Annotated in this window: 27 protein-coding genes; 17 read left to right on the top strand and 10 right to left on the bottom strand. The window is 63.9% G+C overall.

Features of this window, described 5'->3' with window-relative positions:
- Positions 1–117 precede the first annotated feature (117 nt).
- The 3 genes from GB927_RS10740 to GB927_RS10730 are packed head-to-tail and all read left to right on the top strand — an operon-like array spanning position 118 to position 1,822.
- Positions 118–1,260 carry an alpha-hydroxy acid oxidase gene (locus GB927_RS10740; protein WP_369431635.1) on the top strand — a complete coding sequence of 381 codons (1,143 nt, stop codon included), beginning with the start codon at positions 118–120 and terminating at the stop codon, positions 1,258–1,260.
- Positions 1,261–1,288: 28 nt separating this feature from the next.
- On the top strand, positions 1,289–1,525 hold the full coding sequence (locus GB927_RS10735; RefSeq protein ID WP_256116793.1) for a CopG family ribbon-helix-helix protein: 237 nt from the start codon (positions 1,289–1,291) through the stop codon (positions 1,523–1,525).
- A gap of 6 nt (positions 1,526–1,531) precedes the next feature.
- The gene (locus GB927_RS10730; protein ID WP_256116792.1) at positions 1,532–1,822 is read left to right on the top strand and encodes a type II toxin-antitoxin system RelE/ParE family toxin; all 291 of its coding nucleotides are present in this window, start codon (positions 1,532–1,534) and stop codon (positions 1,820–1,822) included.
- Positions 1,823–1,825: 3 nt separating this feature from the next.
- On the opposite strand, the gene GB927_RS10725 is transcribed toward GB927_RS10730, so the two are convergent.
- The 4 genes from GB927_RS10725 to GB927_RS10710 all read right to left on the bottom strand — a co-directional run bounded on the left by GB927_RS10725 (position 1,826) and on the right by GB927_RS10710 (position 6,736).
- Positions 1,826–2,860, bottom strand: a complete 1,035-nt coding sequence (locus GB927_RS10725; protein WP_256116791.1) for a histone deacetylase family protein — start codon at positions 2,858–2,860, stop codon at positions 1,826–1,828.
- Positions 2,860–4,248, bottom strand: coding sequence for a glutamine synthetase family protein (locus GB927_RS10720; protein WP_256116790.1), 1,389 nt, complete (start codon positions 4,246–4,248; stop codon positions 2,860–2,862). The genes GB927_RS10725 and GB927_RS10720 overlap by 1 nt, the downstream gene beginning before the upstream one ends.
- A complete protein-coding gene (locus GB927_RS10715) occupies positions 4,245–5,618 on the bottom strand; it encodes a transaminase (protein WP_256116789.1) in 1,374 nt (457 codons plus the stop codon). Before GB927_RS10715 ends, GB927_RS10720 begins: the two co-directional genes overlap by 4 nt.
- Positions 5,619–5,686: 68 nt before the next feature.
- Positions 5,687–6,736 (bottom strand): helix-turn-helix domain-containing protein, encoded by a 1,050-nt coding sequence (locus GB927_RS10710; protein WP_256116787.1) that lies wholly within the window; start codon positions 6,734–6,736, stop codon positions 5,687–5,689.
- A 276-nt stretch (positions 6,737–7,012) separates the two neighbouring features.
- Between GB927_RS10710 and GB927_RS10705 the strand changes: the two genes are divergently transcribed.
- On the top strand, positions 7,013–7,909 hold the full coding sequence (locus GB927_RS10705) for a hypothetical protein (RefSeq protein WP_256116786.1): 897 nt from the start codon (positions 7,013–7,015) through the stop codon (positions 7,907–7,909).
- Here the strand turns inward: GB927_RS10705 and GB927_RS10700 are convergent.
- The 5 genes from GB927_RS10700 to GB927_RS10680 form a co-directional block, all read right to left on the bottom strand.
- Positions 7,906–8,322, bottom strand: a complete 417-nt coding sequence (locus tag GB927_RS10700; RefSeq protein ID WP_256116785.1) for a DUF3307 domain-containing protein — start codon at positions 8,320–8,322, stop codon at positions 7,906–7,908. The genes GB927_RS10705 and GB927_RS10700 overlap by 4 nt on opposite strands.
- A gap of 28 nt (positions 8,323–8,350) precedes the next feature.
- Positions 8,351–9,592, bottom strand: coding sequence for an AGE family epimerase/isomerase (locus tag GB927_RS10695; protein ID WP_256116784.1), 1,242 nt, complete (start codon positions 9,590–9,592; stop codon positions 8,351–8,353).
- Positions 9,593–9,775: 183 nt separating this feature from the next.
- A complete protein-coding gene (locus GB927_RS10690) occupies positions 9,776–11,257 on the bottom strand; it encodes an aldehyde dehydrogenase family protein (RefSeq protein WP_256116783.1) in 1,482 nt (493 codons plus the stop codon).
- 17 nt (positions 11,258–11,274) lie between these two features.
- On the bottom strand, positions 11,275–12,564 hold the full coding sequence (locus GB927_RS10685; RefSeq protein WP_256116782.1) for a glycosyltransferase: 1,290 nt from the start codon (positions 12,562–12,564) through the stop codon (positions 11,275–11,277).
- A gap of 4 nt (positions 12,565–12,568) precedes the next feature.
- Positions 12,569–13,510, bottom strand: coding sequence for a GntR family transcriptional regulator (locus GB927_RS10680; RefSeq protein ID WP_256116780.1), 942 nt, complete (start codon positions 13,508–13,510; stop codon positions 12,569–12,571).
- Between the two features lie 203 nt (positions 13,511–13,713).
- Here GB927_RS10680 and GB927_RS10675 point away from each other — a divergent pair, with 203 nt between their 5' ends.
- The 13 genes from GB927_RS10675 (at position 13,714) to GB927_RS10615 (ending at position 24,944) form a co-directional block, all read left to right on the top strand.
- The gene (locus tag GB927_RS10675; RefSeq protein WP_256116779.1) at positions 13,714–14,772 is read left to right on the top strand and encodes a polyamine ABC transporter substrate-binding protein; all 1,059 of its coding nucleotides are present in this window, start codon (positions 13,714–13,716) and stop codon (positions 14,770–14,772) included.
- 165 nt (positions 14,773–14,937) lie between these two features.
- Positions 14,938–15,738: an ABC transporter permease gene (locus GB927_RS10670; protein WP_256116995.1), complete on the top strand. Its 801-nt coding sequence runs from the start codon at positions 14,938–14,940 to the stop codon at positions 15,736–15,738.
- Positions 15,735–16,526, top strand: a complete 792-nt coding sequence (locus tag GB927_RS10665; protein WP_256116778.1) for an ABC transporter permease — start codon at positions 15,735–15,737, stop codon at positions 16,524–16,526. Before GB927_RS10670 ends, GB927_RS10665 begins: the two co-directional genes overlap by 4 nt.
- Entirely contained in the window at positions 16,523–17,575 is a 1,053-nt protein-coding gene (locus tag GB927_RS10660; RefSeq protein WP_256116776.1) for an ABC transporter ATP-binding protein, read from the top strand. The genes GB927_RS10665 and GB927_RS10660 overlap by 4 nt, the downstream gene beginning before the upstream one ends.
- A 13-nt stretch (positions 17,576–17,588) precedes the next feature.
- On the top strand, positions 17,589–18,881 hold the full coding sequence (locus GB927_RS10655) for a nucleotide disphospho-sugar-binding domain-containing protein (RefSeq protein WP_256116775.1): 1,293 nt from the start codon (positions 17,589–17,591) through the stop codon (positions 18,879–18,881).
- Positions 18,874–19,236: a cupin domain-containing protein gene (locus tag GB927_RS10650; RefSeq protein WP_256116774.1), complete on the top strand. Its 363-nt coding sequence runs from the start codon at positions 18,874–18,876 to the stop codon at positions 19,234–19,236. Before GB927_RS10655 ends, GB927_RS10650 begins: the two co-directional genes overlap by 8 nt.
- Positions 19,237–19,265: 29 nt before the next feature.
- A complete protein-coding gene (locus GB927_RS10645; protein ID WP_064333342.1) occupies positions 19,266–19,613 on the top strand; it encodes a cupin domain-containing protein in 348 nt (115 codons plus the stop codon).
- A gap of 166 nt (positions 19,614–19,779) precedes the next feature.
- A complete protein-coding gene (locus tag GB927_RS10640; RefSeq protein ID WP_256116773.1) occupies positions 19,780–21,285 on the top strand; it encodes an aldehyde dehydrogenase family protein in 1,506 nt (501 codons plus the stop codon).
- Positions 21,286–21,312: 27 nt separating this feature from the next.
- Positions 21,313–22,500, top strand: a complete 1,188-nt coding sequence (locus GB927_RS10635; protein WP_256116772.1) for a saccharopine dehydrogenase family protein — start codon at positions 21,313–21,315, stop codon at positions 22,498–22,500.
- A gap of 164 nt (positions 22,501–22,664) precedes the next feature.
- Complete coding sequence (locus GB927_RS10630) at positions 22,665–22,826, top strand: hypothetical protein (RefSeq protein ID WP_256116771.1); 162 nt, start codon at positions 22,665–22,667, stop codon at positions 22,824–22,826.
- A gap of 137 nt (positions 22,827–22,963) precedes the next feature.
- A complete protein-coding gene (locus tag GB927_RS10625) occupies positions 22,964–23,197 on the top strand; it encodes a tautomerase family protein (protein WP_256116770.1) in 234 nt (77 codons plus the stop codon).
- Positions 23,198–23,259: 62 nt separating this feature from the next.
- A complete protein-coding gene (locus tag GB927_RS10620) occupies positions 23,260–24,219 on the top strand; it encodes an acetylxylan esterase (protein WP_256116994.1) in 960 nt (319 codons plus the stop codon).
- The gene (locus tag GB927_RS10615) at positions 24,216–24,944 is read left to right on the top strand and encodes an esterase family protein (RefSeq protein ID WP_256116768.1); all 729 of its coding nucleotides are present in this window, start codon (positions 24,216–24,218) and stop codon (positions 24,942–24,944) included. Before GB927_RS10620 ends, GB927_RS10615 begins: the two co-directional genes overlap by 4 nt.
- A 21-nt stretch (positions 24,945–24,965) precedes the next feature.
- On the opposite strand, the gene GB927_RS10610 is transcribed toward GB927_RS10615, so the two are convergent.
- Positions 24,966–26,159 carry a TCR/Tet family MFS transporter gene (locus GB927_RS10610; protein WP_256116767.1) on the bottom strand — a complete coding sequence of 398 codons (1,194 nt, stop codon included), beginning with the start codon at positions 26,157–26,159 and terminating at the stop codon, positions 24,966–24,968.
- Between the last annotated feature and the right edge of the window lie 22 nt (positions 26,160–26,181).

Here is a 26,181-nt window from a genome sequence, read left to right as displayed (position 1 = left end):
ACCTCATTCATATGAGTGCGACTTCGCTCCAACGTTTCCGTTGCGAGCGGGTGTGCCGCCTCGTAAAAGGATGTGATCCCGGAACAGCCGGACGGTGCGAGGACAGACAGCATGAGCGTGAACCAGGCCCTGACGATCGCAGACCTCAAGAACCAGGCGCGCCGTCGCGTGCCAAAAATGTTCTTCGAATATGCGGATTCCGGCGCCTGGACCGAGGGCACCTACCGCGCCAACGAGGACGACTTCCACAAGATCAAGCTGCGCCAGCGCGTGCTCGTCGACATGACCAACCGGTCGCTGGCAAGCGAGATGATCGGCGAAAAGGTTTCGATGCCCGTCGCGCTCGCGCCGACCGGCTTCACCGGCATGCAGCACGCGGACGGCGAAATGCTCGCCGCGCAGGCTGCGGAAGAATTCGGCGTGCCCTTCACGCTCTCCACGATGAGCATCTGCTCGATCGAGGACGTGCGGTCCGTCACGTCAAAACCCTTCTGGTTCCAGCTCTACGTGATGCAGGACCGGGATTTCGTCCTCAACCTCATCGACCGCGCCAAGGCGGCCGGCTGCTCGGCGCTGGTACTGACGCTCGACCTGCAAATCCTCGGTCAGCGCCACAAGGACCTGCGCAACGGCCTGTCGGCGCCCCCGCGCTTCACGCCGAAACATCTCTGGCAGATGGCGACGCGGCCGTTCTGGTGCCTCGACATGCTCGGCACCAAGCGCCACACCTTCGGCAATATCGTCGGCCACGCCAAGGGTGTCGGCGACCTCTCGTCGCTCTCCTCATGGACCTCGGAACAGTTCGATCCGCAGCTCTCCTGGAAGGATATTGCGTGGATCCGCGACCGCTGGGGCGGCAAGCTGATCCTCAAGGGCATTCTGGACGAGGAAGACGCGCGCATGTCGCTGGATAGCGGCGCGGACGCCATCATCGTCTCCAACCACGGCGGCCGCCAGCTCGACGGCGCCGCCTCCTCCATCAGCATGCTGCCACGCATCGTCGACGCTGTCGGCGACAAGATGGAAGTCCATCTCGACGGCGGCATCCGCTCCGGCCAGGACGTGCTGAAGGCGCTCTGCTACGGCGCCAAAGGCACCTATATCGGCCGCCCCTTCCTCTACGGCCTCGGCGCCGGCGGCAAGGCCGGCGTCCGCCGCACGCTCGAAATCATCCGCAAGGAACTCGATGTGACCATGGCGCTCTGCGGCGAGCGCGACGTGAAGAACCTGTCGCGCAACAACCTGCACAAGGATTTGTGAGCCGGCGCGGTTCATGCGATAATGGATCATGGACAAGCGTAACGACATCTCGAAAGATCTCGATCGTCGCATCGACGCCCTGGCGAACCGGTCCTCGCTGACCCGCGGCCAGATCATCGAGGACGCGCTCGCGCATGGCCGCTCGCTTGCCTGGCAGGAAAAGTGGGTCGAGGGTGTCCAGGCCGGACTCGAAGAGGCGGAGCGTGGCGACTTCGCGACCGAAGACGAGATCGCGCTCGTCCTCAACAAATACGCGACGCGATAAGCGCGGATGACTGCGGTCGTCTGGACCCGGCACTATCTCCGCGAGCTTGAATCCATTGACGACTATATCGCGGAGCGCAATCCCGCCGCGGCGGTCAGGGTCGTGACCACCATCCATACACGCACCCAGCGCCTGTTATCCGACAACCCCTTCATCGGCCGAGTCGGGGAAATCGAAGGCACGCGAGAACTCGTCGTGCCCGGCACACCCTATATCGTCGCCTATCGCGTGCTCGAAACCCGCGTCGAAGTGCTCTTTGTGCAGCACGGCGCACGGGAATGGCCAGAAACGTTCTGAGCCTCAGCCGCCCTCAAACCCCTGCAAAACATTCACCGCATTGACACCCAGGGCATCGACCGCGTAGCCGCCTTCCATCACAAAAAGCGTCGGCAGGTCGAAATCGGCGATGCGGCGGCCGATGGTCGAAAAGTGCTCGGTCTCCAGCATGAATTTCGAGATCGGGTCGTCCTTGAACGTGTCGACGCCGAGGGAGATGACGAGGGCGGTCGGGGTGTAGGTGCGGATCTTTTCGTGGGCGTCTTCGAAGGCGGTTTGCCATTCGGGCCAGGCGGTGTTCGCGGGGAGGGGATAATTCAGGTTGAAACCTTCACCCTTGCCGGCGCCGCGTTCGCGGGCGTAGCCGAGGTGGAAGGGGAATTCGAAATCGGGATCGCCGTGCAGGCTGGCGAGCAGCACGTCGTCGCGGTCGTAGAAGATCTCCTGTGTGCCGTTGCCGTGGTGGTAGTCGATGTCGAAGATCGCGACGCGGGCGTGGCCGTTGTCGAGGAAGTGCTGGGCGGCGATGGCGGCGTTGTTGAGGTAGCAGTAGCCGCCGAAGAAATCGCGGCCGGCATGGTGGCCCGGCGGGCGGCAGAGCGAGAAGGCGGCGCGGTCGCCGGCAAGCACGGCATCTGCACCGGCAAGCGCAGTGTCGGCGGCACGCTTGGCCGCTTGCCAGGTGGTTTCGGTGATCGAGCCGGCCATGTCGAAGGAATAGTAGGAGAGGCGGGCATCGAGGCCGGAGGGCGGGGCGTCGATCATCGGCATGGAGCGGTGGCGCCAGCTGTAGGGCCAGACTTCGCCGTCGCGGCCGGCGGCGCGCCATTCGGCGAAGACGGTTTCGAGGAAATCAAGGTAGTCGGGCGTGTGGATGCGCTCGATTGCGGCGCGCTCGTAGGATGGCGGCTCGATGACCGGGCCGAGGCCGACCTCGTTTACGCGCCGCTGCACGATTTCGGCGCGCACCGGCTTTTCGAAGGTTTCGACGATGCGGCCGAAGGAAAGCTCCATGCCGCTGTGATGCAGGTGATGGTCTGCCGTGTAGAAGGTTTTCATCAGACGGTTTCACCATAGAGCGTGCGTTCAAGCGCCGTGACTTCGGCTGCGAAACGGCGGTATTCGGCGCGCTTGAGGGCGAGGAAGACGTGATGCAGGCGCTCGCCCAGCGCCTCCTTCAGGAAGGCGGAGCGTGTTGCCGTCTCGATGGCGCTGCGCCAGTCCGGCGGCAGGTCGTCGCCCGCGGTTTCGGCATAGGCTGTCGTCTCGGGGCCGGGATCGGCTTTTGCGAGAATACCCTTGCGCATGCCAGCAAGCACCGTTGCGCCGACCAGATAGGGGTTGGAATCGATGCCGGCGGCACGCTGTTCGAGATGGCGGCCGGCGGGAGAGCCGGCGGGAATGCGCACGGCGACACTGCGGTTGTTGGTGCCCCAGGTGGGCGTCGTCGGCGCGTAGCTCTGGGCCGCGAAGCGGCGCCAGGAATTGAAATGCGGGGCGAAGACGAGCATGGATTCCTGCATCGTCGTGAGCAGGCCGGCGACAGCGTGTTTCAACAGGGGTGACAGCGCTTCGGCCTGATCGGCGAAGCGGTTCGTGCCCTCGGCATCGGTGAGGCTCGCATGCACATGCATGCCGGAACCGGCGCGGCCGGCGAAGGGTTTTGCCATGAAGCAGGCCATCATACCGTGACGCACGGCAAGGGCGCGGATCAGGCGCTTGAGCATGACGATATCATCGGCGGCACGCAGCGCATTGCCGTGGCGCAGCGTCAGTTCGAACTGGCCCTGGGCATATTCGGAAATCATCGTTTCGACAGGCAGGCCCTGTGCCTCTGCACCGCGATAGACGGCGTCAATGAAGGGCTCCAGCCGGTCGAGTTCCGTCACGCCATAGACCTGGATGCCATCCGGCCGTTCGCCAGAGAGCGGCAGGCGCAACGGCTGGAATTGCCCCTCGGCGGTGCGCTCGCGATCGAGCAGGTAGAATTCCAACTCATAGGCAAGCACGGGGTGGAAACCATCGGCTTCGAGCAGCTTCACCTGTCGCGCCAGCGCATGGCGCGGGTCGCAGGCCATCGGCGCGCCGTCGAGTTCGAAGAGCGCCAGGCGCAGTTCGCCGCGCGGCGGCGAGGTCCAGGGAAGCGGCACGAGCGAGCCGGCGACCGGCCAGGCGCGGCGGTCGGCGTCACCATCCGACCAGACGAGGCCGGTCTCCTCGACATCCTCGCCGGTCACGTCGAGACCGAGGATGGAGCCGGGCAAGTGCCGGCCGGAGCGGAAGATCGGCAGCAATTCGTGCCGCCGGATGATCTTTCCGCGCGCAATGCCGTTGAGGTCGATCAGGACGAGATCGAAGGCGGTGATGTCCGGATGGGCGGCGAGGAAGGCTTCGGCCTCCGCAATATCCGCGGCCTCAGGCGGCCGTGTGGCGAGATCGCGGCTCACGCGGCGGCCCTCCGTTCTGCAAGGCGGCCGATGACGGTCGCAAAGGCCTCCACGAGGCCATCGGCCTGTTTTTCGGAAAGCGCCGGGCTGACCAGCACCATATTGTGGAAGGGGGTGAGCAGATAGCCGAGGTTCAGCATGGAAAGGTGCAGGGCCGCCTCGATCGTGTCGGAGGCGGCCGCACGGGCTTCCTCGGCATTGCGGACGGGCACGGGCGAAAAGACCACTTCCAGCCGAGCGCCGACGCGCGAAACGGTCCAGTCAAGGCCGGCCGCGGCGATCGCCGCCTTGAAGCCCGCTTCGATGCGGTCCGCGCGGGACTGCATGATGCGGTAGGCCTCCTCGGTCATGACGTGTTCCAGGCAGGCGCGCAGGCAAGCGAGTTGCAGGGCACTGCCGGAAAGCGTCGTGCCGATGCCGGAATGGCCGTGGCCGCTCTGCTCGCGGCGGATGACGTGCAGGCGGTCGGAAATCGCCTGGCTCATGCCCCAGACGCTGACCGGAACACCGCCGCCGATCGGCTTGCCCATGACGATCAGGTCGGGATCGAGCCCATGCACCTTCGTGTAGCCGCCAAGGCCGGTGGAGATGGTGTGCGTCTCGTCGATGAGCAGCAGCGTGCCGGCCGCACGCGTCAGGCGACGCAGCGCGTCATGGAAACCCGGCGCGGGCGGGATCATGCCGCAATTCGTCATGACCGGTTCGGCGAGCACACAGGCGATGTCGTGCGCCGCGAGCGCCTTTTCGAGCGCCGCCTCGTCGTTGAAGGGGATGGAGACAGTCAACTCGCCGAGATCGCGGACCTGGCCGAGCAGGTTGCGGCGGGAGATGGTCTTGCCGTCGACGAGATCGACCAGCGTATCGTCCACCGCACCGTGGTAGCAGCCATCGAAGACCAGCAGTTTGGCGCGGCCGGTCACGGCGCGGGCGATGCGGATCGCGAAACGGTTGGCGTCACTCGCCGTGGCGCCGAGCTGCCAGCGCGGCAGACCGAAGCGCTCGACGAGCAGGCGGCCAACGGCCTGCGCATCAGAGGAGGGCAACATGGTGGTGAGGCCGCGTGTGCCAGCGTTCTTCAGCGCTTCCAGCACGGGGGCCGGACCATGGCCGAACATCGCGCCGGTATCACCCAGGCAGACATCGACGACGCGGTTGCCGTCAAGATCGACGAGCTCGACGCCGCTCGCCTGGTCGACGACCATGGGGAAGGGAGTGGGCCAGTCGAGCATCCAATGCTGCGGAACGCCGTCGAAGAAGCCCGATGCCGCTTCGTCATGCGCGGCTGCGCAGCGCGGCCGCCTTGCGCGAAAAACCTCTGCTTCCGCCTCGATGAGCGCGCGGGCGCGCGCCTCCAGGTTCGCCCTCTCCATGCCGTACCCCCAATGAAATGTGATCACATATTGGTTGATGTGATTTCAAGTGTCAAACGACAAGATGGCTACAATGCGCTGACGATGCGCAGCCAGTCGTGCACGGAGGTGGCCGCCTGCCTATCGGCGGAGCCACGGGCATGCGGCATGCCGCCGCCCATGTCGCGCACCTCGCTCGGGCTCATGCCGAACTGATGGCGGAAGGCGCGGGAGAAGGCGGAAATATCGGCAAAACCGCAGACATAGGCGATCTCGCCGACGGTGCGATGGCGCTCGTTCGCCAGCATGTCGAAGGCGGCGCGCAGGCGGCGGGTGCGGATATAGTCGGTGACGCCGCCGATCGGCTCGAACAGCCGGTAAAGCGAGGCACGCGACAGACCGAACATCTTGCAAAGATGATCCGGGCCGAGATCCGGCAGCGCGATGTGCTGCTCGATATAACGGCGGATCTGCATGATGACGGCGCCGCGCACCGTGGGCGAGGGAAGGCTGCGATCGGCAACCTGCGGGCCGACGAGGTTGGTGACGAGATTCGCCGTGGCCGTGACGATGGCCGGCGCTTCCTCCTGGCTGATATCCGCAAGATCCTCGAAAAGGGCGCGCAGGTGGCTGCCGATCAGCCGGGCGCTGCTTGTCGAGCGCTTGAGGAGGAGGCCGTGCAGGGCATCGTTCTGCACATCCTTGCTGAAGAGGAGATGGCGCGGCAAGACGAGCGTGAGGTTGCGGCAATGCTGCGTCTCGGCATGCATGGGGCGCGAGAGGTCGAAGATCGAGATGTCACCCGCCTCCACCAGCATCGTCTCGCCGTTGACGGTGCGCACATCGCTGCCTTCCAGCGTCTTCTGCACGAAGATGAGGTCGAGGCCGCTGCGGGCGATGCGCTCGGAATCGCGGGAAAAAGTATAGGTGGTGCCGAGCAGATCCGCGACGAAGAACACGGCCGGCCCCATGAAATAGGTCGAGAGCCCCGCGCGGAAATCCGTAATCTTTTCAGGTGTCGCCATTGTCGTGCCGAAGACGGGATCAAGCGTCTCGGCGAAGAGCTGGCTTTTGCGACGACAATCCGCGCCGGCTTCGGCAAGCACGGAGTTGGATGGCAGCTTGGCAGCAGAACTCATTCTCTCTCACGATGCTGGGACAACGGACAACATGCCTATCAAAGGATGGGTACGGTCGAAGGTTCCCGAAAATTCACCAGCGCACGGGAATTGAAGGCTTGGCACCGCGTCTCATTCTTTTGTCCCCCCGTCTCATATTGCGGGTTGCGCTAAGTAATACAATTGACAGTTTCCCCACACTGCAACCCCATGGAAAATAAAGGGTCCATTCGGGCCTGCGGCACCGTGACAAGAACATAACAAGGCGTGCCGATTCGTATTTGGGGTACAGCAGGCATGGACCAGATTTCCTTTGACGATGGCTCGGTGGCATTCAAGGTGCCGCCGTTCGAATTCTTGAGTGCACCGGGTTTTGCAGAGACGAGGGACCGGTTGATTACCGGCAAGCTCGCGCTCTATGAAGGCAACCACCTCTTCAACCGGCTGATCCTGGAGGAGGGCCGGTTCCTCTGTTATCTGGCCGCACTGTCGCTCCATGCCAGCCAGGACATGGCGCAGCCCTCCACCTGGCTGACGCTCGGGCGTCTCCAGCGAGAGGTCACCGAGCTCGGCGTCGCCAGCCGCAACCGGGTCGAGGCGCAGGTCTCGTGCCTGCGCAAATACGGTTTTCTCACACAGCAGCCGCATGCCTCGGACCGGCGGGTGCGCCTGCTCGTGCCGAGTGCCGCCCTTCTGGCGCGCGATGCGGGCATCCTCGGGCTTCTCGTCGATGGATTGTCGGATTTCGGGCTTTCGCCGACGGATGGACGCAGGGGGCCGCTGCCCGCGGAACTCCATCGCGGCATGCGGCGCGCCACGCTGCCGCTTCTGCCGGGCCTCAGCCGCATCATCCGCCGGCATCTGCCGCTGGCGCCGTTCTTCGCCCATGATTGCGGCTACATGATCCTGCTGCTTCTGCTGCGCGGCGGGCGGGAAAGCGGCGACAACACCATTTCCACGGGCTACCAGCGCCTTGCCACGCAGACCGGTGTTTCGCGCACCCATGTCCGCCGTATCGTCGAAGCCGCGCGCGATGCCGGCCTGGTGACCACCACGGCCCGCGGCGGCCACGACATCCGCCTGACGCCGACGATGTGGCATGCCGCAGACCGCTGGTTTGCCGACAAACTCGCTTTGACGGACTTGCTGCTGCGCGAGGCGGTAGCGCAGGTGCAGCCCGCCGCTGCCGCCTAACCCGCGGAACCCCCGGAGCCTGCGGCGGCGAGAAGGATCGCCAGCAGCACATGCGTCAGGTGGTGCAGCGTCTGGTCTGCGCCGAAGAACCACCAGAATGTCGTCTGGCCCGGCGTCAGTTTCTGGCGCCGCGTCGCGATGCTTTTCAGCCGGTCGATGGTTCCATGCACCAGGGCATCGGCGAGGCCGAGCCAGGCGAGCGGCGGCGACACGACGAGGAAGAGCATGGCGGTGATGACGCCGTGCACGCTGGCATGGATCGCCAGCGGCTTGAACCAGCCCACCGGCCGGTCCTTGCCCACCACCATCCGGCTCGTCTGGAAGACGAAATCCGCCAAAAAATGTTTGACGAGGAACGCCACCGAGGCGGCGGCGATCCACACAGTCGAGATCTGGTCGGGTATATCGATCATTCCGCTCCCGTCCGGTCGACAGACGGCCTTATCGGCCGCCTGCCTCGATGATGCCCTTGGTCAGGCTGCCCGTCGCCGGATAGAGCGGAATGAGGCAGGCCTGGAGCGCATGATAGATGTCGCCCTTGCCGGCGAACAGGGTGTAACTTGGCAGAAGATCCTCGGTGAGCTCTTCATGCCAGCCGCCGCGGTCCTGATCGAGGAAATGGCGGGCGATCGAATCCCAGATCTTGCGATACCAGGTCTCGTGGAACTCGCTCGGCAGGTGTTCTGCCAGGAAGGCTGCGGCGCCCACGCCCTCGGCCATCGGCCACCAGAGCTTGTTGCGCTTTGCCGGCTCGTCGTTCCAGTCGAGCGTGTAGAAGAAGCCGCCCTTCTCCTTGTCCCAGCCGAGCGCGATGGATTGCGCGAAGAGCGCCTTGGCCGCCTCCGGCATCCAGCCGTGTTTCTTGCCGCCCAGCGCATAGAGCTGGAGGATGAGGCGCGCCCATTCCAGCCAGTGGCCGGGCGTGGTGCCGGAGGGGCGGAACATCTCGTTGCCGCGATACTCCTTGTCGAGCACCCAGTTCTCGTCGAAATGTTCTGGCACGCGAAAGCCGTTTTCGCCGGCGCGGCGGCGGATGACGAGGTCGGCGATGCTTTCCGCCTTGTCGAGATAGCTCTTCTCGCCGGTCGCCTCGAAGGCGGCCATCAGGGCTTCCGTCAGGTGCATGTTGGAATTCTGGCCGTGATAGCCGGGGACCGGCGTCCAGTCGGCATCGAATTCTTCCGCGATCGCACCGTGTTTTTCTTCCCAGAAGCGCCGCTCCAGGATTTCGGTGACATCCGCGATCATGCGGTCGGCATCCGGGTGGCCGGCGAGCTTGGCGCTGGAAGACGCCAGCAGCACGAAGGCGTGACCGTAACCCTGCTTGCTGGCATCCAGCAGGCCGGAATTGTCAAGCGACCAATGGTAGCCGCCGCGCTCCTGGTCGCGGTGTTTTTCCCAGAGATATTTCATGCCGTGGTCAACGATATCGTCGGAGCCGGGGCGGCCGAGCAGGCTGCCGATGGCGAAGCAATGGACCATGCGCGCGGTCGAATGGATGCCGCGCACCGGATTGCCGGGATTGAGCGGACGACCGTCCGCATCGAGCTCGTGGAAGCCGCCGACCGGATTGAAGGCCCGGTTCTGGAAGAAATCGAACAGGCGGTTTGCTTCCCGCCAGAGCCATTGGCGGTGATAGTCGCGCTTGCGCCAAGCCGTGCCAAGATGTCCCGTTGCGCCCATGATGCGTTCTCCTTTTTGATCGGTCCGCATTTATCGTGCCCTTGAGCCTCGGACAGCCGGAGCGCGGGGAGAGATACCGTGGCGTGAAGATCACGCACGGCCCGCAACGCTCGCAATGACGGCTGGCCTCGACAGGTGGGGAGGGGATTTATGGCCCAGAACGGCTGGCGTCGCAACCCACGCTCAAGCGGGTTTGATGTACCAGCCCCAGGGCTCGTCGCTGTTGAAGGAGGTGATCTGCTTGACTTCCAGATAGTTGGAAAGACCCCAGCGGCCGAGTTCGCGCCCGATGCCGGACTGCTTGTAGCCGCCCCAGGGCGCTTCGGTGAAGGTAGGCTGCGAGCAGTTGATCCAGACGATGCCGGCGCGAAACGCCCGCGCCACCCGCTCGCAGCGCGCCTTGTCCTTCGACATCACGGCGGCGGCGAGGCCAAAACGGCTGTCGTTCGCCATGCGGATCGCGTCCGCCTCGTCCTTGAACGGCTTTACGCAGACGACCGGCCCAAAGATTTCCTCCTTCCACACGAAACTGTCCTCCGCCATGTCGGTGAGGATGGTCGGTTCGAGGAAATAGCCGGTGTCGAGCCCTGCCGGCCGCTCGCCGCCGCCGGCAACCGTCGCGCCCTCCGCCTTGCCGCGCTCGATTGCGGCGAGAACCTTGTCGTACTGTCCCTTGGAGACGAGCGGTCCGAGCAGCGTTCCCTCGTCGAGTCCGTTGCCGATGCGGATTTTTGCCGCCTCCGCGACGAGCCGCTCCAGAAGCGTCGGATAGAGGCTTTCCTCGACCAGCACGCGCGACGTGGCCGAGCAGACCTGGCCCTGGTTCCAGAAGATGCCGAACAGGATCCATTCGACCGCCTTCTCGATATCGCTGTCGGCGAAGACGACGAAGGGCGACTTGCCGCCGAGTTCGAGGCTGACATTCTTGATGTCGCGCGCCGCGGCGGCCATGATCTTCGCGCCGGTCGGCACCGAGCCGGTGAAGGCGAGCTTGTCGACGCCAGAATGTTCGGAGAGCGGCTGGCCGGCCTCGGGGCCGAGCCCCGTCACGATGTTGAGCACGCCCGCCGGAAGCCCGGCCTCCGTGACGATAGCGCCGAGTTCCAGCGCGGTGAGCGGCGTCAGTTCGGAGGGTTTCAGCACCAGGGTGCAGCCGGCGGCCAGCGCCGGCGCCACCTTCCACGAGGCCATCAGCAGCGGATAGTTCCACGGGATGATCGCGCCCGCGACGCCGATCGGCTCGCGCACCACCTTGGAGGAGAAGCGCGGCTCGGAAAGCGCGATCGTCTCTTCCGGCTTGTCGTCCAGTTCCTCGGCGAGGCCGGCATAGAAGGCGAAACAGCCGGCCGTATCCTCCATGTCCCACACGGCTTCCGGCATCGGCTTGCCGTTGTCGATCACTTCGAGCCGGGCGAGGTCATGTTTGCGGGCAAGGATGATGTCCGAGATGTGCCGCAGCACGGCGGCCCGTTCCCTGCCGGACATTTTTGGCCACGGGCCTTTATCGAAAGCCCGGCGCGCGGCCTGAACCGCGGCATCGATATCCTCGGCCGTGCCGGCCGGGGCGTGATGCACGACCTCTTCGGTCGCCGGATCGATGACCACGAAGGTGCCGCCCTTCGCAGGCGACACCCATTTGCCGTCGATGAAGAGTTGTTCGCGCATCCCCTGTCTCCCGTTCTTTAGCTGGAGGCCCGTGCGGCACCGGTCGCGACACGCACGATTTCCTCCGCGGCCAGCGTCACGCCCGCCGCCTTGTGCATCTTTTCTGCATTCGCCTTCAGGCGCGCATGCATGGCCGTGTCGCCAAGCAAGGCTTCAATCGCTGCGGCAAGCTCGGCGTCACTCCAGTCGTATCTTGCGAGCCGCTGGCCGACGCCGGCTTCGGCCGCCCGCGCCGCATTATCGTGGCCATCCCAGCAATAGGGCATGACGAGCGACGGCACGCCGTAATAGAGCGCCTCGCAGAAGGAATTGTTGCCGCCGTGGTGGATGAAGAGGCTCGCCTGCTCGACCACCGAGGGCTGCGGGAACCAGCTGTCGATGAAGACATTGTCAGGCACCTCGCGATAGTCGTCGCGCCAGTGCCCGGCATTAACGAGGAAACGATAGGGCAGGGTGGCAAAGACGCCGATCATGCGCTTCATCATCGCCACGTCCATCGCGCCGAGCGAGCCGAAGCTCGTCAGCACGAGCGGTGCCTCGTTGTGGCTGGCAAAACGCGGCGGCGCATAGGGCGCCTCGTGGCGCACGCAGCCGTCGAGGAAGAGGAAGGTTTTCGGATCGAGTGGCTGATGGCGCTCGTGCCGGATGATTTCCGGCGCGAGCAGCAGGTTCAGCCAGGGTGACGGATCGAGGAAATTGGGTGCGGGCGGCGCCTTGAGGCCGCAGTCGCCAAGAAAGCTGGCAAACCGCTTGTGGGCCGGCGCAACGGTCTTTTCGTAGCCGGCCGCGAAGATCTCCCACGCCCCGCGTTCCTCATCCCCGCAGCCGGAAAGATAGGGCGGCACGTTTTCGTCGGGGATTTCTGTCTCGGCGCAGGAGACGATGCGGATCCAGGGCACGCCGGCATTGGCGATGGCCGGGAACATCACGACGTTGTCGAGCACGATCGCATCGGGCTTCAGCCGGGCGAGAAGCTGCCGCAGCGGTTCTTCCACGCGCATCGCCGTGTCGACGATCGCCTCCCAGGTCGGGCCGACATAACTTTCGAGCTGGTCGAGCGGCGTCTGGCGGAAGGCATCCTGGTGGCGCTCGATGAAATCGGTCCAGTCCGTCGGCGCGCCCGCCTCGGCGTCCGAGAGCTGATATTCGGCAAAACCATATTCGGCAAAGACGCCGGAAAAACCCGGATGGCAGATGAAGACCGGCCGATGCCCCAGGCGCCGCAGCTCCTGCGCGATGCCGACGCAATTCAGCGCCGCGCCGTAGCTCGCTTCGGGAAACAGGGCGATGGTCTTTGCTGGCGCCATGGGGCTAACGCACGACAAGCTTGAAGGCGGGGGGAACGCCGCGGCCGGCAAGCCGGGGGCGCTGCGATTGGGAGAGCTGTATATGCACACGCATCAGATCGGCGGCAAGCTCCATCTGGCCGCGCTCGATCTGCTCAAGGATCTGGATATGTTCGAGATTAGACTGCATCAGCCGGAAGGCATTGACATGGCCGGCCGGCGGGCTGGCGCGCCGGCGGCGGTGATGGTTGACCAGCGCTTCGGCCATGAAGGGATTGCCGCAGGAGCGCGCGATCAGCAGGTGGAAATCGAAATCCGTGCGGTCGAAGAGTTTTCGGTCGAAGCTCGTCTCGTTCATGCTGCGCAGGATCAGCATGGACTGGCGCAGCGCCGTCATCGCCGGGATGTCGCGCTTGAAATCCGGCAGCGTCAGCGCGAGCGGCTCGGTCGCGAGCCGAAACTCATAGCTCTTCGCCGCCGCATCACCGCTGATCGCGAACTGCTTTAGCAACCATTGCTGCCCGGCACCGCGCTCGGCAAGATTTTCCTCCGCCAGTTTCATCAGCGCATTTTGTACCGTCTGGCGCGAGACGTCATAACGACGCTGGAGAGCGGCGACCGTCTGGTTCTCAGCGATGCGTCCGGCGGAAAGATCGCGCAGGATCGCGGCGTAGATTTCGCTCTCGCCATCGCCCTCCGCTGTGTCCTCGAGGCGTGCCGTCGCCACCGGGTCCACGGCCAGAAGATATCCACCCTCGGCATCCGCCGTCACCACGCCACGCTCGGCAAGTATCTGCAAAGCCTTGCGGATCGGCGTTCTGGAGACGTTGCACAAAGAGGCCAGCGCCTGTTCGGCAAGCCGTTCGCCGGGCGCCATGCCGCGCTCGCCGGCGACGTCCAGTATTTTTTGCGCCAGTTCGACATGGCGGAAATTGGTGCGCTTCGGCTCCGGGGTCATCTGCGGCATCTCACATCCATCACTGCGCATGCTGCCCTTTGCGCCCGCTTTTCGCAAGTCCGCCGCACGCGGATTTCGTTTCGGTGCACAAAATCGCCAAAGCCTATTGACGTATTTTTTTTATAAATAATACTGCCACTCCGACAGGAATGAGACCGGAGAACCGGCGCGCCCGTCGAAGAGGTTGGAACAATCGAACAAGGGAGTCTTCCGTGAACGCGAAGAACCGACTGACTGCGACCTGCGCGGCCGCGGCACTCATTGCCGCAAGCCTTGCGGCGGGCGCGGCCTCCGCCGCCGATCTCGTCATCTCGAACTGGGATGGCTACATGGCGCCCGACATCGCCGATGCCTTCAAGGCCGCGACGGGGCTGGAGATCGAGGTGGTCAACCACGCCACCAACGAAGAGGTCATGGGCAAGCTGATGGCGAGCGGCGGCAAGGGCTACGACGTCGTCTTCGTCTCCTCGCCCTTCGCCGAAATCCTGAACGGGCAGGGGCTCGCCGAGCCGATCGACAAGGCGGCCGTGCCGAACCTTGCGAACCTCTATCCCGAGGCGACCGCGCTTGCCTATGACCCCGGCAACACCTTCTCCGTGCCCTATACCTGGGGCTCGACGGGCCTCTGCTACCGCTCCGACCTCGTGGAAGGCACGCCGGACAGCTGGATGAACCTGCTCCAGCCGGCCGATGCGCTGAAGGGCAAGACGACGATGCTCGCTACCGACCGCTGGCTGATGGCCGCGGGGGAACTTGCCAAGGGCTATTCGGTCAACGAGAAGGACCCGGCGAAGCTGGAAGAGGTAAAAAACCTCCTGGTCGAGGCGAAGAAGACCCTGCTCGCCTATGACGACACGACCTTCTATTCCAAGCTCGTTTCAGGGGAAGCCTCGCTGGTGCAGGCCTGGGACGGCTGGTGCAACTACGGCATCACCGAGAACAAGGCCATCAAGTTCATCGTGCCGAAGGAAGGCTCCGACCTCTGGATCGACACGATCGTCGTGATGAAGAGTTCGGAAAACAAGGAAGCGGCGATGAAGTTCATCAACTTCATCCTCGACGCCAAGAACCACGCCTGGGCCGCGCAGAACATCCTCTACAAGGTGCCGAACAAGGCCGCGATGGAAAGTCTCGACAAGGCGCTGGCCGAGCAATATCCGAACATGGCGATGGCCCCGGCTGACCTCGTGAAATACGAGCTGCTGCGCGACCTCGGCACTGCGCAGAAAGACTATTCGCGCATCGTGAGCGAGATCAAGGCCGCGAACTGATCGCACGCCCCGCCGTGGCGGTTCGTGCCGCCACGGGCAATTCCAGTCCTGAATCCATCGATGCGCGGGCGCCGGTTGTGGCCCCGCGGGAGTGAAATAGTGTCCTTCAACGCCACCAGACCGACCCTGCTCGCCGCGCCCGGCGTCGCCTGGCTCGTCGCCTTCATGGTGGTGCCGTGCCTGCTGGTGCTGAGCTATGCCTTCTTCCAGCGCGGCGTCTGGGGCGGAGTGGAATATACGTTCACGCTGGAAAATTTCGCCCGCGTTGCCGATCCGCTCTACGCGAAGATCTTCCTCAATTCCGCCCGCATCGCGCTGACGGCGACCGTGGTCGCGATCCTCATCGCCTATCCCGCCGCCTACGCGATCAGCCGCGCACCCAGAATGACGCAGCCGATCCTGCTGTTCTTCGCCGTGCTGCCCTTCTGGAGCAATTACCTGATCCGCACCTATGCCTGGATCGTGCTGCTCAACCGTGAAGGCCTGATCAACAACTTGCTGCGCGCGCTCGGCTACACGGGCGAACCGCTGTCCATGCTCTACACCGAGAGCGCCGTCATCACCGGCCTCGTCTACAATTACCTGCCCTTCGTCATCCTCGCGATCTACTCCACGCTGTCGCGTCTGAACCCGGAGCTGATGGAGGCCTCGCGCGATCTCGGCGCCGGCCCCGTCCGCACCTTCCTGCGTGTCACGCTGCCGCTCACCCTGCCGGGCGTCGCGGCCGGTGGGGTCTTCGTCTTCGTGCTCTCCATCGGCAATTTCGTGACGCCGGCGCTGCTCGGCGGTGGGCGGTTCCAGATGGTCGGAAACCTCGTCTACGACCAGTTCCTGACCGCCAACGACTGGCCCTTCGGCGCAGCGCTGGGTGCGGCACTGATCCTGACGATGATCGTGCTTCTGCTATTGCAAGCGCGCGCCACGGCCCACGCCTCCGGCGAGCGGAAAGGGGAGGCGGAGCGATGAGTGCCGCGCTTTCCCGCAAGCTGCCGGGCCGCATCGTGCTGGTGCTGGTCTTTGGTTTCCTCTACCTGCCGATCGCCGTGCTGGTGCTGCTTTCCTTCAACGACAGCGGCCTGCCCACCTCCTGGTCCGGCTTTTCCACGCGCTGGTACGGTGCGCTGCTCGCCAATACCGATATCCTGCGCGCCGCCTGGAACACGCTGATCGTCGCCGTCTTCGCAACCGTCATCTCGACCGTGCTCGGCACGCTGCTGGCGCTCGGCATGGAGACGCGGCGGCGCAAGAGCAACGGGTTGGAAGCGCTCGCCTTCGCGCCGATGGTCATTCCCGACATCGTGCTCGCCGTGGCGCTGCTCACCTTCTTCTCGCGCCTTGGCCTCGCGATGGGCCTGCACACGATCATCATCAGCCATGTCATCTTCGACCTCGCCTTCGTCTGCTCGGTGGTGCGGGCACGGCTGAAGCATTTCGACTTTTCCATCGTCGAGGCCTCGCGCGATCTCGGCGCCTCCGGCTGGACGACCTTCTGGCGCATCACCTTCCCGGTGCTGCTGCCGTCGATCGTCGCGGGCGCGTTGCTCGCCTTCACGCTCTCGGTGGATGAGTTCATCATCGCCTTCTTCACGGCGGGGGCCGGGCGCTCGTCGATCACCCTTCCCATGCAGATCTATTCGATGATCCGCTTCGGCATCACGCCGGAGGTCAACGCGCTCGCCACCATCGTCATGGGCGTCAGCGCGACGGCGCTCCTGATCTCGCAATGGCTCAACAGAGAACAGCAGGTCCCATGAATTCATCGAGCAACCCGATCCTGCGCATCGAGGGCGTCGGCAAGTCGTTCGGGCCGGTGACGGCCGTCGACAATGTGACGCTCGATATCCGCGAGAACGAGTTCTTCGCGCTGCTCGGTCCCTCCGGCTGCGGCAAGACCACGCTTCTGCGCATGCTCGCCGGCTTCGAAAGCCCGAACACCGGCCGCATCCTGCTTGAAGGCAAGGATATTTCGCCGCTGCCGCCGGAAAAGCGGCCGCTCAACCTGATGTTCCAGTCCTATGCACTGTTTCCGCATATGACGGTGCGGCAGAACCTCTCCTACGGCCTCGAAATGGAGCGGCTCGCCAAGGCGGAAATTCGCCGCCGGGTCGACGAAACCATGGCGATGACCGACCTCACGCCCTTCGCTGACCGCAAGCCGGAGCAGCTTTCCGGCGGCCAGAAGCAGCGCGTGGCGCTCGCCCGCGCGCTGGTGAAGCGCCCCAAGGTGCTGCTGCTCGACGAGCCGCTCGGCGCGCTCGACAAGAAGCTGCGCGAGCGCATGCAACTCGAACTGAAGCGCATGCAGAATGAAGCCGGCATCACCTTCATCATCGTGACGCACGATCAGGAAGAGGCCCTGGTGATGGCCGACCGCATGGCGATCCTCAAGGATGGGCGCCTGTTGCAGGTCGGAGCGCCGGAGGAAGTCTATGAGCGTCCGGCCGACCGGTTCGTGGCGAACTTCATCGGCGTGATGAATTTCATCGATGGCAAGGTGGGTGCCGATGGCCTTTTCGCGGCGGAAGGCCTGCAGGTGAAGGCCGCGGGCGCAAAAGCCGGAGCGGCAACGCTCGCCATCCGCCCGGAAAACATCGCCATCGGCCCGCCGGGAGATCATCCGGTCGCCGGCACGATCACCGATATCGCCTATCACGGGCTCGACCGGGTGCTGCATGTCAAAACGGCCGCTTCCGAGACGCCGCTTCAGGTCCGTATTCCCGCAAGCGGGGCGGGCAACTGGAAGATCGGCGACGCGCTGAGCCTCAAGATCGACCCGGCGAAATGCCGGCTCTTCAATGCATAAAGAGGGAAACACCATGTCCAAGACGATAGCATTCTTCCCGGAAGCGGCCTTCGGCCCGGCGCTGAACTCCGTCGGCATCGCCCAAGCCGTCGAGGCGCTCGGCCACAAGGCGGTCTTCCTCTCCGACCCCGGCTTCGTCTCCGTCTATGAAGGTTATGGTTTCGAGGCGCATGCGGTGAACCTCTCCGAGCCCATGCCGCCGGAGCAGATGGCGAAATTCTGGGAGGATTTCATCAATGGCCACATCCCGAATTTCCGCAAATCGCCTTACGACCAGGTCGACAACTACGTGAAGGACTGCTGGACGGCGATCGTCGACAGCGCCAAATGGGCGCAGAAGGACCTGCCGGGCGTGCTGGCCAGGATCAAGCCGAACCTCATCTGCGTCGACAACGTCATCCTCTTTCCGGCGATCAAGCAGTTCGGCAAGCCCTGGGTGCGCATCATCTCCTGCTCGGAAAACGAGATCGAGGACCCGAAAATCCCGCCGCATCTTTCCGGTTGCGGCGAGAAGGATTTCGCCGGCCATGCCGCCTATCGCGATCACTTCAATGAAGTCATCAAGCCGATCCATGACGACTTCAACGGATTCCTGGGTGAGAATGGCGAGGCGGCCTATCCGATCGGCCAGTTCTTCGAGGCCTCGCCCTTCATGAACCTGCTGCTCTATCCGGAAGCGGTGAAATTCGACCGGGAACATCCGCTTGATCCAAAGCAGTTCCAATATCTCGAAGGCTGCGTGCGCAAGGAAAAGCCCTACGAGGTGCCGGAATTCGCTGAGAACAACGACAAGCCGCTGCTCTACATTTCCTTCGGCTCGCTCGGGGCAGGGGACACGGATCTCCTGAAGCGCCTGATCGCGACGATCGGGAAGCTGCCCTATCGCGCGCTGGTCAATGTCGGCGATTACAAGGATCAGTATGAGGATCTGCCGGGCAATATCATCGTCGACAGCTGGTTCCCGCAACCGTCCGTCATCCCTCAGGTCGATGCGGTCATCCATCACGGCGGCAACAACTCGTTCACGGAGTGCCTCTATTTCGGCAAGCCGGCGATCATCATGCCCTATGTCTGGGATGGCCACGACAATGCGACGCGCGTCGACGAGACCGGCCACGGCTTCAAGATGCCGCGCTACGACTGGACGGATGCAGACCTTGCGGCAAAGCTCGATGCCTGCGTCAACAACCCGACCATGAAGACGCGCCTCGCCGCCACCAGCGCGCATATGCAGGCGCGCAACGGCCCGAAGAAAGCGGCCGGCATCCTCGACGAACTCGTGAAGACGGGCGCCTACAATGGTTGAAACGACGAATTCTTCCGCGCCGCATATCTACGAGGCCACGACCTTTTCCGACCTCGTCGACTGGGGCAGCCAGCCGGACAGCCTGGAAGGGCAGTCCAATTCCTCCGGCCGACTGGTCTTCAAGGGGCCGAACAACCAGCCGGAATCCGGCATCTGGGTCTGCACGCCCGGCCGCTGGCGGCTGTCGATCCCGCGCGACGAGTTCTGCCATTTCGTGGCGGGCAGGGCGGTCTATCGCTCGGATGACGGCGAGGTGATCGAAGTCGAGGCCGGCACTGTCGTCCTGTTCCGGGCCGGCTGGACCGGCGAATGCACTGTTATCGAGACCATGCGCAACATCTACATGCTGGCCTGACGCAAGAAGAAACCGAAAGGAAACCCTCAATGACCGCGACACCCCTGATGCGCAAGCCGCTGGAAGAAACCGACCTCAAGGACTGGGGCGTCATCCCCACCATGATCGAGGGCGAAAGCCGCACCTCCGGCAAGGTCATCTACAAAGGCCCGAACGGCGAATCCGAAAGCGGCCTGTGGATCTGCACACCCGGCAAATGGTTCTGCCACGTCACCAGCGACGAGTTCTGCCATTTCCTCGAAGGCCGGTGCACCTATGTGCATGAAAGCGGCGAGGTGATCGAGATCACGCCGGATACGGCCGCTTTCTTCCCGAAGGACTGGAAGGGCGAATGCACGGTCCATGAGACGGTGAAGAAGGTCTACATGATCCGGTAGCAGGATACCCCTCATTCGCCCCTTTCGGGGCACCTTCTCCCCGCCGGGGAGAAGTGACCGTTGAGGGGGTATTCGCCAGCGCCGCACATGCGGCATCCCCCTCTCCCCTCGGGGAGAGGGCAGGGTGAGGGGGCTGCTGCTCCCGCCGACAGCAAAGGAAAATGCCATGTTCAACCCCGCCGAACCCGTGTTCTACCGGCATCCGGCCTATCTCCCGAGCGATGGCACGCGCCACGCCGTGATCGACCCGGCGACGCTCGCGACCGTCGGCACCATCGCCGATACCACGCTAGCGGAGATGGAGACGGTACTGGACGACGCCGCCAAGGCGCAGCGTGAGTGGAAGCGGCTCGACGCCAAGACGCGTGCCGCCATCCTCCACCGCATCGCGAACCGCATCGAGGCGACGGACATGCGGCGCTGCGCGGAGCTGATGTCGCGCGAGATGGGCAAACCCTATCCCGAGGCGATCGGCGAGGTTGCCAATTGCGCCGGCGCCTTCCACTATTTCGCCGAAATGGCGCGCGACGAGGCGGGCAAGGTGGCCGGCACGACACAGGCGGGTTCCTTCCAGCACGCGCGCTATGAGGCGCTCGGCACCAGCGTGCATATCATGCCGTTCAATTTCCCGATCCTGCTGATGTGCTGGACGGTCGCCGCGTCGCTTGCCTCCGGCAATGCCTGCATCATCAAGCCGGCACCCGCGACGACGCTCTCCACGTTGGAATTCATGGCTGTCTTCGAGGCCTTGCCGGATGGCTTGATCGCCTGCCTGCCGGGCGGGGCGGAACTCGGCAGCGCGCTGATCGCCTCGCCCAAGACCCATGCGGTGGCCTTTACCGGCTCGGTTGCTGCGGGCAAGGCCGTGGCGATGGCGGCGGCGGGGGAGATGAAGACGGCGGTGATCGAGGCGGGCGGGTCCGATCCGATGATCATCACGGCGCATGCGCCGCTCGATGTCGCGGCCGCAGGTGCCGTCACCGCCGCCTTCCACATGTCCGGCCAGGTCTGCACTTCGGCGGAGCGCTTCTTCGTTGTCGATGCCGTGCACGATGCCTTCATCGAAAAGTTCACGGCCGAGACGAAGCGGCTGCGCATCGGCAACGGCCTGACCCGCGCAGAAATCGGCCCGCTGGTGAGCGAGGCGGCGCGGGTCAAGGTCATCCGGCTGGTCGAGGATGCGAAGGCCAAGGGCGCCACCGTCGTGGTCGGCGGAAAGATCCCGGAAAGCGAGCCGACGGGCTGGTTCTACGAGCCGACCATTCTCACCGGCTGCACGCCTGACATGGCCATCATGCGGGAAGAGTGCTTCGGCCCCGTCGCGGCGGTGATGCGGGTCGCCGACTTCGACGAGGCGATCGAGCGGGCGAACGACAGTGAGTTCGGCCTCGGCGCCTCCATCTTCACCACCTCGCTCGAAGAGGCGATGGAGGCGGCGGACCGGCTGGAGGCGGGCATGGTCTGGGTCAACAATCCGCTGATCGACAACGACGCGCTGCCCTTCGGCGGCTGGAAGAAGTCCGGCCTCGGCCGCGAGCTTTCGAAACTCGGCCTCGATGCCTTCCGCCGCTCCAAGATGGTCATCATCGACCACAAGCCAGTGATCCAGAGCTGGTGGTATCCCTATCCGGACGACTGGTTCTACGAGGAGGGCGGGCGCAAGCACGTCTGAAGCTGGCAACTTTTTGAGGAAAATACAATGATCATCACCCTTCTCGGCGGCGCGGGCTTCATGGGCGCGGGCATCGTGCGCGACCTCGTCTCCAACCGCGCCATCATTGATATTACCACCATCCGTCTGTGCGACGCCTCGCGGGAGAAGATGGAGGCACTGGCGCGCGAACTCGGCGACCCGCGCATCACGCTCGTCGATCTCGACGTGACGAACCCGGACGCGCTGAGTGCGGCGATCGCCGGCGCCGATATCTGCATCAATTGCGTGCCGACGCTGCTCGGCTTCCAGATGAGGATTTTCGAGGCCGCACTCGCGCTCAAGGTGCCTTACATGGATCTCGGCGGCCTCGGCACCTATACGGTCAAGCAGCTTGCCGAGCATGAGCGCTTCAAGGCGGCGGGCGTGCCGGCGGTCATCGGCTGCGGTGCGGATCCGGGCATGTCAAACGTCATCTGCCGGGCGGTCGCCGACGAACTGGACGAAATCGACAGGATCAACCTCTACTGGGCGGCAGAACTTACCGGCGATGAAAACCCCGTCCTCGTGCCGCCCTACAGCGTCTCGACGGTGCTTGCCGAATATGCCCATCCGAGCACGCAGTTCTACGACGGCAAACATGTCGAATGCGCGCCGATGAGCGGTAGCGAATTCCTCGACCTGCCGGAGCCGTGGGGACGCTGCGAATTCCTGCATTCGCCGCATTCCGAGCAGCTCACCGTGCCACTCGCAGACGGCATCCGCGAGAAGGGTATCCGGGAATTCTCCTGGAAGCTGCACCTGCCGCATCGCGAACACGAGGCGTGGATCGGCCTGGTAAAGGCGGGCTTCGGCGACTTCGACGAGCCGGTCGAGATCGGCGGGGTCAAGGTCAAGCCGCTTGACGTGCTGAACAAGGTGATCGAGCGCAATATCCGCAAGAATGCCAACAAGATCCCGGCGCAGGACAGCCACGAAATCCATTTCGCCATCGGCCGCGGCCGGAAGGATGGCGTGGAGCGCACGGTGCGGGTCGAGGTGACGGTCTCGCCGAATCCGATGTATGCACCCTATGTCGATGCCTGCACCTCGATGAATGCCTCCATCGCCGCGCAGCTCATTCTCGCCAATCCGAAGAAGCCGGGCGTGCACGCGCCGGAAAGCTATTTCGACGTCGCGACTTATTTTCCGGAACTGGAAAAACGGAAATTCCGTATCGCAAAAATTGTCTCATGACGAAAGTGTGAAAGGCGAATTCACGAGTGTGGCGAAAATGAGAAAAAATACCCTACCAATCTTATAGGGATAATATATAAATCATCTCTAGAGAACGGGCGGGCATGAATGTCCGCCACGGAGAGACTGGAAAATCCGGCCTCCACAGCAAGGGATGATTGCGAATGAGCAATGCGAAACTCGGCGGCCGTTCCACCTATGGTTCCTTCAGCGCAACGAGCGACCGCAGGGCTCGCCGCGCGGAGCGGCAGGTCCTGGTGAGCAACATCGCCGTCGTCGTCGCCTTCCTCTTCGTCAGCGCCGTCGTCTTCGGCCTCGTCGGCTGATACGCGTTTCTTCTGATTTCAGTCCATATAGGGGTCTTGCGCCACTCACTTTCAGTGGCCTCTTCTCAGTTTGCCGATGCGGCGATAAGAATCGCCGCGGAGCGTCGAACGCACGCTCGGCTGTTGAGGAGACCACGATGCCGCACGTCATATTGAAAATGCTCGAAGGTCGCACGGAGGAGCAGAAGCAGGCGCTCACGGAGGCGCTGACAAGGGCCGTGACGGAATCGTTGGGCTGCGGCGAAAATCTCGTGTCCGTCGCGATCGAGGATTTCAAGGACGAGGAATGGATGGCCAAGGTCTATGGGCCGGATATCCAGGAACGTTCCGCCACGATATACAGAATGCCGGGATACGGCCCCGAAGCCTGATATCCGCCGGATCGACAACTCATGGTATCCAGGTTGTCCGATTCCGCAGCAAAGCCGGCCCCATGAGCGTTCCGACGCCCCATCCTTTCGACTTCGATCCGACCTATGGCATGACGCTCGAACAGCTTCTCGCCGTCCGGCCGCCCCCGGCGCCGGAAGGCTTCGCGGCATTCTGGGAAGGGCGCTATCGCAAGGCGCTTGCCGTCGATCCTATGCCGTCCCTCAGCGGGAGCACGGCCAGCCATCCGGACTGGCAGGTCAGCGACATCGTCTACACCTCGACAGGCTCCTTCCAGATCGGCGGATGGCTGCTTGTTCCTCGCACCGGCATCGTCCGGCGCGGCCTCGTGGTCGGCCATGGTTACGGCGGGCGCGAGCAACCCGATTTCGACATCCCGGTCGAGGAGACGGCGATCCTGTTTCCCTGTTTCCGGGGATTGTCGCGCAGCGCGAGGCCGCCGATTTCTGAAAGCCCGGCATGGCACGTCCTCAATGACATCGACAAACCCGACGACTACATCATCGCCGGTTGCGTCGAAGACCTGTGGCTTGCCGTCTCCGCGCTCATCCGCCTTTTTCCCGAGACCGCCGGGCATATCGGCTATAGCGGCATCAGTTTCGGCGGCGGCATCGGGGCACTGGCCATTCCGTTCGATAAGAGGATAGACCGTGGATATCTGGAGGTGCCGACCTTCGGGCACCGGCCACTGTGGCTGACCTTGCCCACCACCGGCAGCGCGCAGGCCGTGCAGATCTACCAGCGGCGGCATCCCGATGTGCTTGAAAATCTGCGCCTGTTCGATGCGGCGACGGCGGCGTCGCGCATTGCCGTGCCGATGCTGATGGCGCCGGCCCTTTTTGATCCCGCGGTGGCCCCGCCCTGCCAGTTCGCCGTGGCAAATGCACCGCCGAAATTTAACGAAAGTTTCATACTGGACGCAGGTCATTTCGACTACGTTGGCGCCGCAGCACAGAGAGCTTTGTTGCGAGAGAAGATCGGAAAACTCTTCAAGGCGCCATGAACCGCGAATATTTCCGCTGGTACAGCCCCAGGCTTCATCGCGATATGGAACTCCTGGTATTCGGCCATGCCGGTGCCAAGGTGCTGATGTTTCCGACACGGGACGGGCGGTTCTGGGAATATGAGCAGCTCGGCATCGTCGGCAGCCTCGGCGAGAAGCTCTCGGCCGGCCATCTTCAGCTCTATTGCATCGACGGGCTGGCCAATGAGAGTTTTTACGGTTCCCACCGGCATCCGGCGGATCGCATCCGGCGTCACGCAGCACTTGAAGATTATGTGCTCAACGAAGTGCTGCCGCTGATGGCGCAGAAGAATGCGCATGACTGCACCATCGTGCAGGGATGCAGCCTCGGCGCCTATCAGGCTGCCAGTCTGGTGTTTCGCCACCCGCATCTCTTCCGCAAGCTCGTCGCCTTTTCGGGCCGTTATGACCTGACATTGAAGGTGGAAAGCTTCGACGACCTTTTTAGCGGCTATTACGACGACACCATCTATTTTCACACGCCAACGCATTTCCTGCCGCAGCTTTCCTGCGACTGGCGGCTGGACAGGCTCAAGCAGGTCGACATCGTCCTGACCATCGGCAATGAGGATCCGTTCCTCGACAACAACCGCCATCTCAGCCAGGTGTTGACCGACAAGGGCGTTGGCCACCAGCTGCATTTCTGGGATGGCCGCGCCCACCGTGCCGGCGCGTGGCGGAGAATGGCGCCGCTCTATATTTAAGCGGCGCCTGGCAGCACCTTTCTAAAGTGCCGGAGCCGCCACGGGCCTCTTGAAGCGCAAGCCGAGCACGAGGGGCACGCTGATCGCGTAAACGACGACGACCGACAGCCAGATCGCGCCCGGCCATTCCTCCCTGACGACGAAATAGAAGCTTGAGAACCCCAATGGAGTGACGATCGAGGCGAGGCTTACGGCCGACGCCAGCACGCCCTGGAACTGGCCCTGCTGGGTCTCGTCCACCTGCCGGGTCGCGAGCGACTGCAACGCCGGCACGCCGATGCCGGCAAGCGCGAATACCGGCATGATCGCGAAGATCATCCAGCCTTCGGTGGCGAAGGCCATGACGATGAGCGCCACGCAGGCGCCGGCGACGCCCGTCAGGATGGTGGCACGCTCGCCGAAATGTTTGACGGCAGGGCCGGGAAGGAAAGCCTGGGCCAGCGTCTGGCAGACGCCGAAGGTGCCGAGCGAAAGGCCGATCCAGAGCCCGTTCCAGTGGAAGGTGTCGCTGCCCCAGAGCGCCCAGCAGATGCCGTAGACCTCGCCGGTGGCGCTGAAGACGAAGAAGATGATGACGATCGGCAGCAGGCGCTTCATCGAGAAGACCCAACGCAGCGGTCGGAGCGGATTGAGCGCCGAGAGGTCGATCTTCTCGCGGGTCGGGATGCGCGATTCCGGCAGCGCGAAGTGCGCCAGCAAGAGATTGCAGCCGTTCAGCACGGCAGCGGCGACGAACGGCAGCCGCAGCCAGTAATCACCCAGCGCGCCGCCGAGTACGGGGCCGATGATGAAGCCCATGCCGAACATCGCGTTGAAGAGGCCAAAGCGGCGCGCGCGTTTGTCCTCGGGGGAAATGTCGGTGATGTAGGCGGTCGCCACCGAGATATTGGCGCTCGTCACGCCGGCGATGGCGCGGCCGAGCAGCAGCATCCAGAGGCTGGGGGCGAAAGCGAGGAACAGGTAGTTGATGGCCGCACCGCCGAGCGAGATCAGCAGGACCGGGCGCCGGCCGAGCCGGTCGCTCAGCGAGCCGAGTACCGGTGCGAAGATGAACTGCATGATCGCATAGAGCGCCGTCATGATGCCGATGGTGGGCGCAACGTTGTCGGCGTGCGTCACCTCCTGCAGCAGCGAGGGGAGAATGGGAAAGATGAGGCCGATGCCGACGGCATCGAGGACAATGGCGGTGAAGATGACGATGAGGGATTTGTTCATAGCGGGTTCCGGTCGACGCAAG

This window comes from Shinella lacus (assembly GCF_010994755.1).
GTDB classification, from domain to species: domain Bacteria; phylum Pseudomonadota; class Alphaproteobacteria; order Rhizobiales; family Rhizobiaceae; genus Shinella; species Shinella lacus.
Note: the sequence above shows the minus strand (reverse complement) of the source record. Positions and strands in the feature narration are given on the sequence as shown.

Excerpts from the sequence above, each read along its gene's own strand:
- GB927_RS10735 (WP_256116793.1), top strand. The coding sequence starts at position 1,289 with ATGGACAAGCGTAACGACATCTCGAAAGATCTCGATCGTCGCATCGAC.
- GB927_RS10730 (WP_256116792.1), top strand. The coding sequence starts at position 1,532 with ATGACTGCGGTCGTCTGGACCCGGCACTATCTCCGCGAGCTTGAATCC.
- GB927_RS10725 (WP_256116791.1), bottom strand. The coding sequence starts at position 2,860 with ATGAAAACCTTCTACACGGCAGACCATCACCTGCATCACAGCGGCATG.
- GB927_RS10715 (WP_256116789.1), bottom strand. The coding sequence starts at position 5,618 with ATGGAGAGGGCGAACCTGGAGGCGCGCGCCCGCGCGCTCATCGAGGCG.
- GB927_RS10710 (WP_256116787.1), bottom strand. The coding sequence starts at position 6,736 with ATGAGTTCTGCTGCCAAGCTGCCATCCAACTCCGTGCTTGCCGAAGCC.
- GB927_RS10705 (WP_256116786.1), top strand. The coding sequence starts at position 7,013 with ATGGACCAGATTTCCTTTGACGATGGCTCGGTGGCATTCAAGGTGCCG.
- GB927_RS10700 (WP_256116785.1), bottom strand. The coding sequence starts at position 8,322 with ATGATCGATATACCCGACCAGATCTCGACTGTGTGGATCGCCGCCGCC.
- GB927_RS10695 (WP_256116784.1), bottom strand. The coding sequence starts at position 9,592 with ATGGGCGCAACGGGACATCTTGGCACGGCTTGGCGCAAGCGCGACTAT.
- GB927_RS10690 (WP_256116783.1), bottom strand. The coding sequence starts at position 11,257 with ATGCGCGAACAACTCTTCATCGACGGCAAATGGGTGTCGCCTGCGAAG.
- GB927_RS10685 (WP_256116782.1), bottom strand. The coding sequence starts at position 12,564 with ATGGCGCCAGCAAAGACCATCGCCCTGTTTCCCGAAGCGAGCTACGGC.
- GB927_RS10680 (WP_256116780.1), bottom strand. The coding sequence starts at position 13,510 with ATGCCGCAGATGACCCCGGAGCCGAAGCGCACCAATTTCCGCCATGTC.
- GB927_RS10670 (WP_256116995.1), top strand. The coding sequence starts at position 14,938 with ATGGTGGTGCCGTGCCTGCTGGTGCTGAGCTATGCCTTCTTCCAGCGC.
- GB927_RS10665 (WP_256116778.1), top strand. The coding sequence starts at position 15,735 with ATGAGTGCCGCGCTTTCCCGCAAGCTGCCGGGCCGCATCGTGCTGGTG.
- GB927_RS10660 (WP_256116776.1), top strand. The coding sequence starts at position 16,523 with ATGAATTCATCGAGCAACCCGATCCTGCGCATCGAGGGCGTCGGCAAG.
- GB927_RS10655 (WP_256116775.1), top strand. The coding sequence starts at position 17,589 with ATGTCCAAGACGATAGCATTCTTCCCGGAAGCGGCCTTCGGCCCGGCG.
- GB927_RS10650 (WP_256116774.1), top strand. The coding sequence starts at position 18,874 with ATGGTTGAAACGACGAATTCTTCCGCGCCGCATATCTACGAGGCCACG.
- GB927_RS10645 (WP_064333342.1), top strand. The coding sequence starts at position 19,266 with ATGACCGCGACACCCCTGATGCGCAAGCCGCTGGAAGAAACCGACCTC.
- GB927_RS10640 (WP_256116773.1), top strand. The coding sequence starts at position 19,780 with ATGTTCAACCCCGCCGAACCCGTGTTCTACCGGCATCCGGCCTATCTC.
- GB927_RS10635 (WP_256116772.1), top strand. The coding sequence starts at position 21,313 with ATGATCATCACCCTTCTCGGCGGCGCGGGCTTCATGGGCGCGGGCATC.
- GB927_RS10630 (WP_256116771.1), top strand. The coding sequence starts at position 22,665 with ATGAGCAATGCGAAACTCGGCGGCCGTTCCACCTATGGTTCCTTCAGC.
- GB927_RS10625 (WP_256116770.1), top strand. The coding sequence starts at position 22,964 with ATGCCGCACGTCATATTGAAAATGCTCGAAGGTCGCACGGAGGAGCAG.
- GB927_RS10620 (WP_256116994.1), top strand. The coding sequence starts at position 23,260 with ATGAGCGTTCCGACGCCCCATCCTTTCGACTTCGATCCGACCTATGGC.
- GB927_RS10615 (WP_256116768.1), top strand. The coding sequence starts at position 24,216 with ATGAACCGCGAATATTTCCGCTGGTACAGCCCCAGGCTTCATCGCGAT.
- GB927_RS10610 (WP_256116767.1), bottom strand. The coding sequence starts at position 26,159 with ATGAACAAATCCCTCATCGTCATCTTCACCGCCATTGTCCTCGATGCC.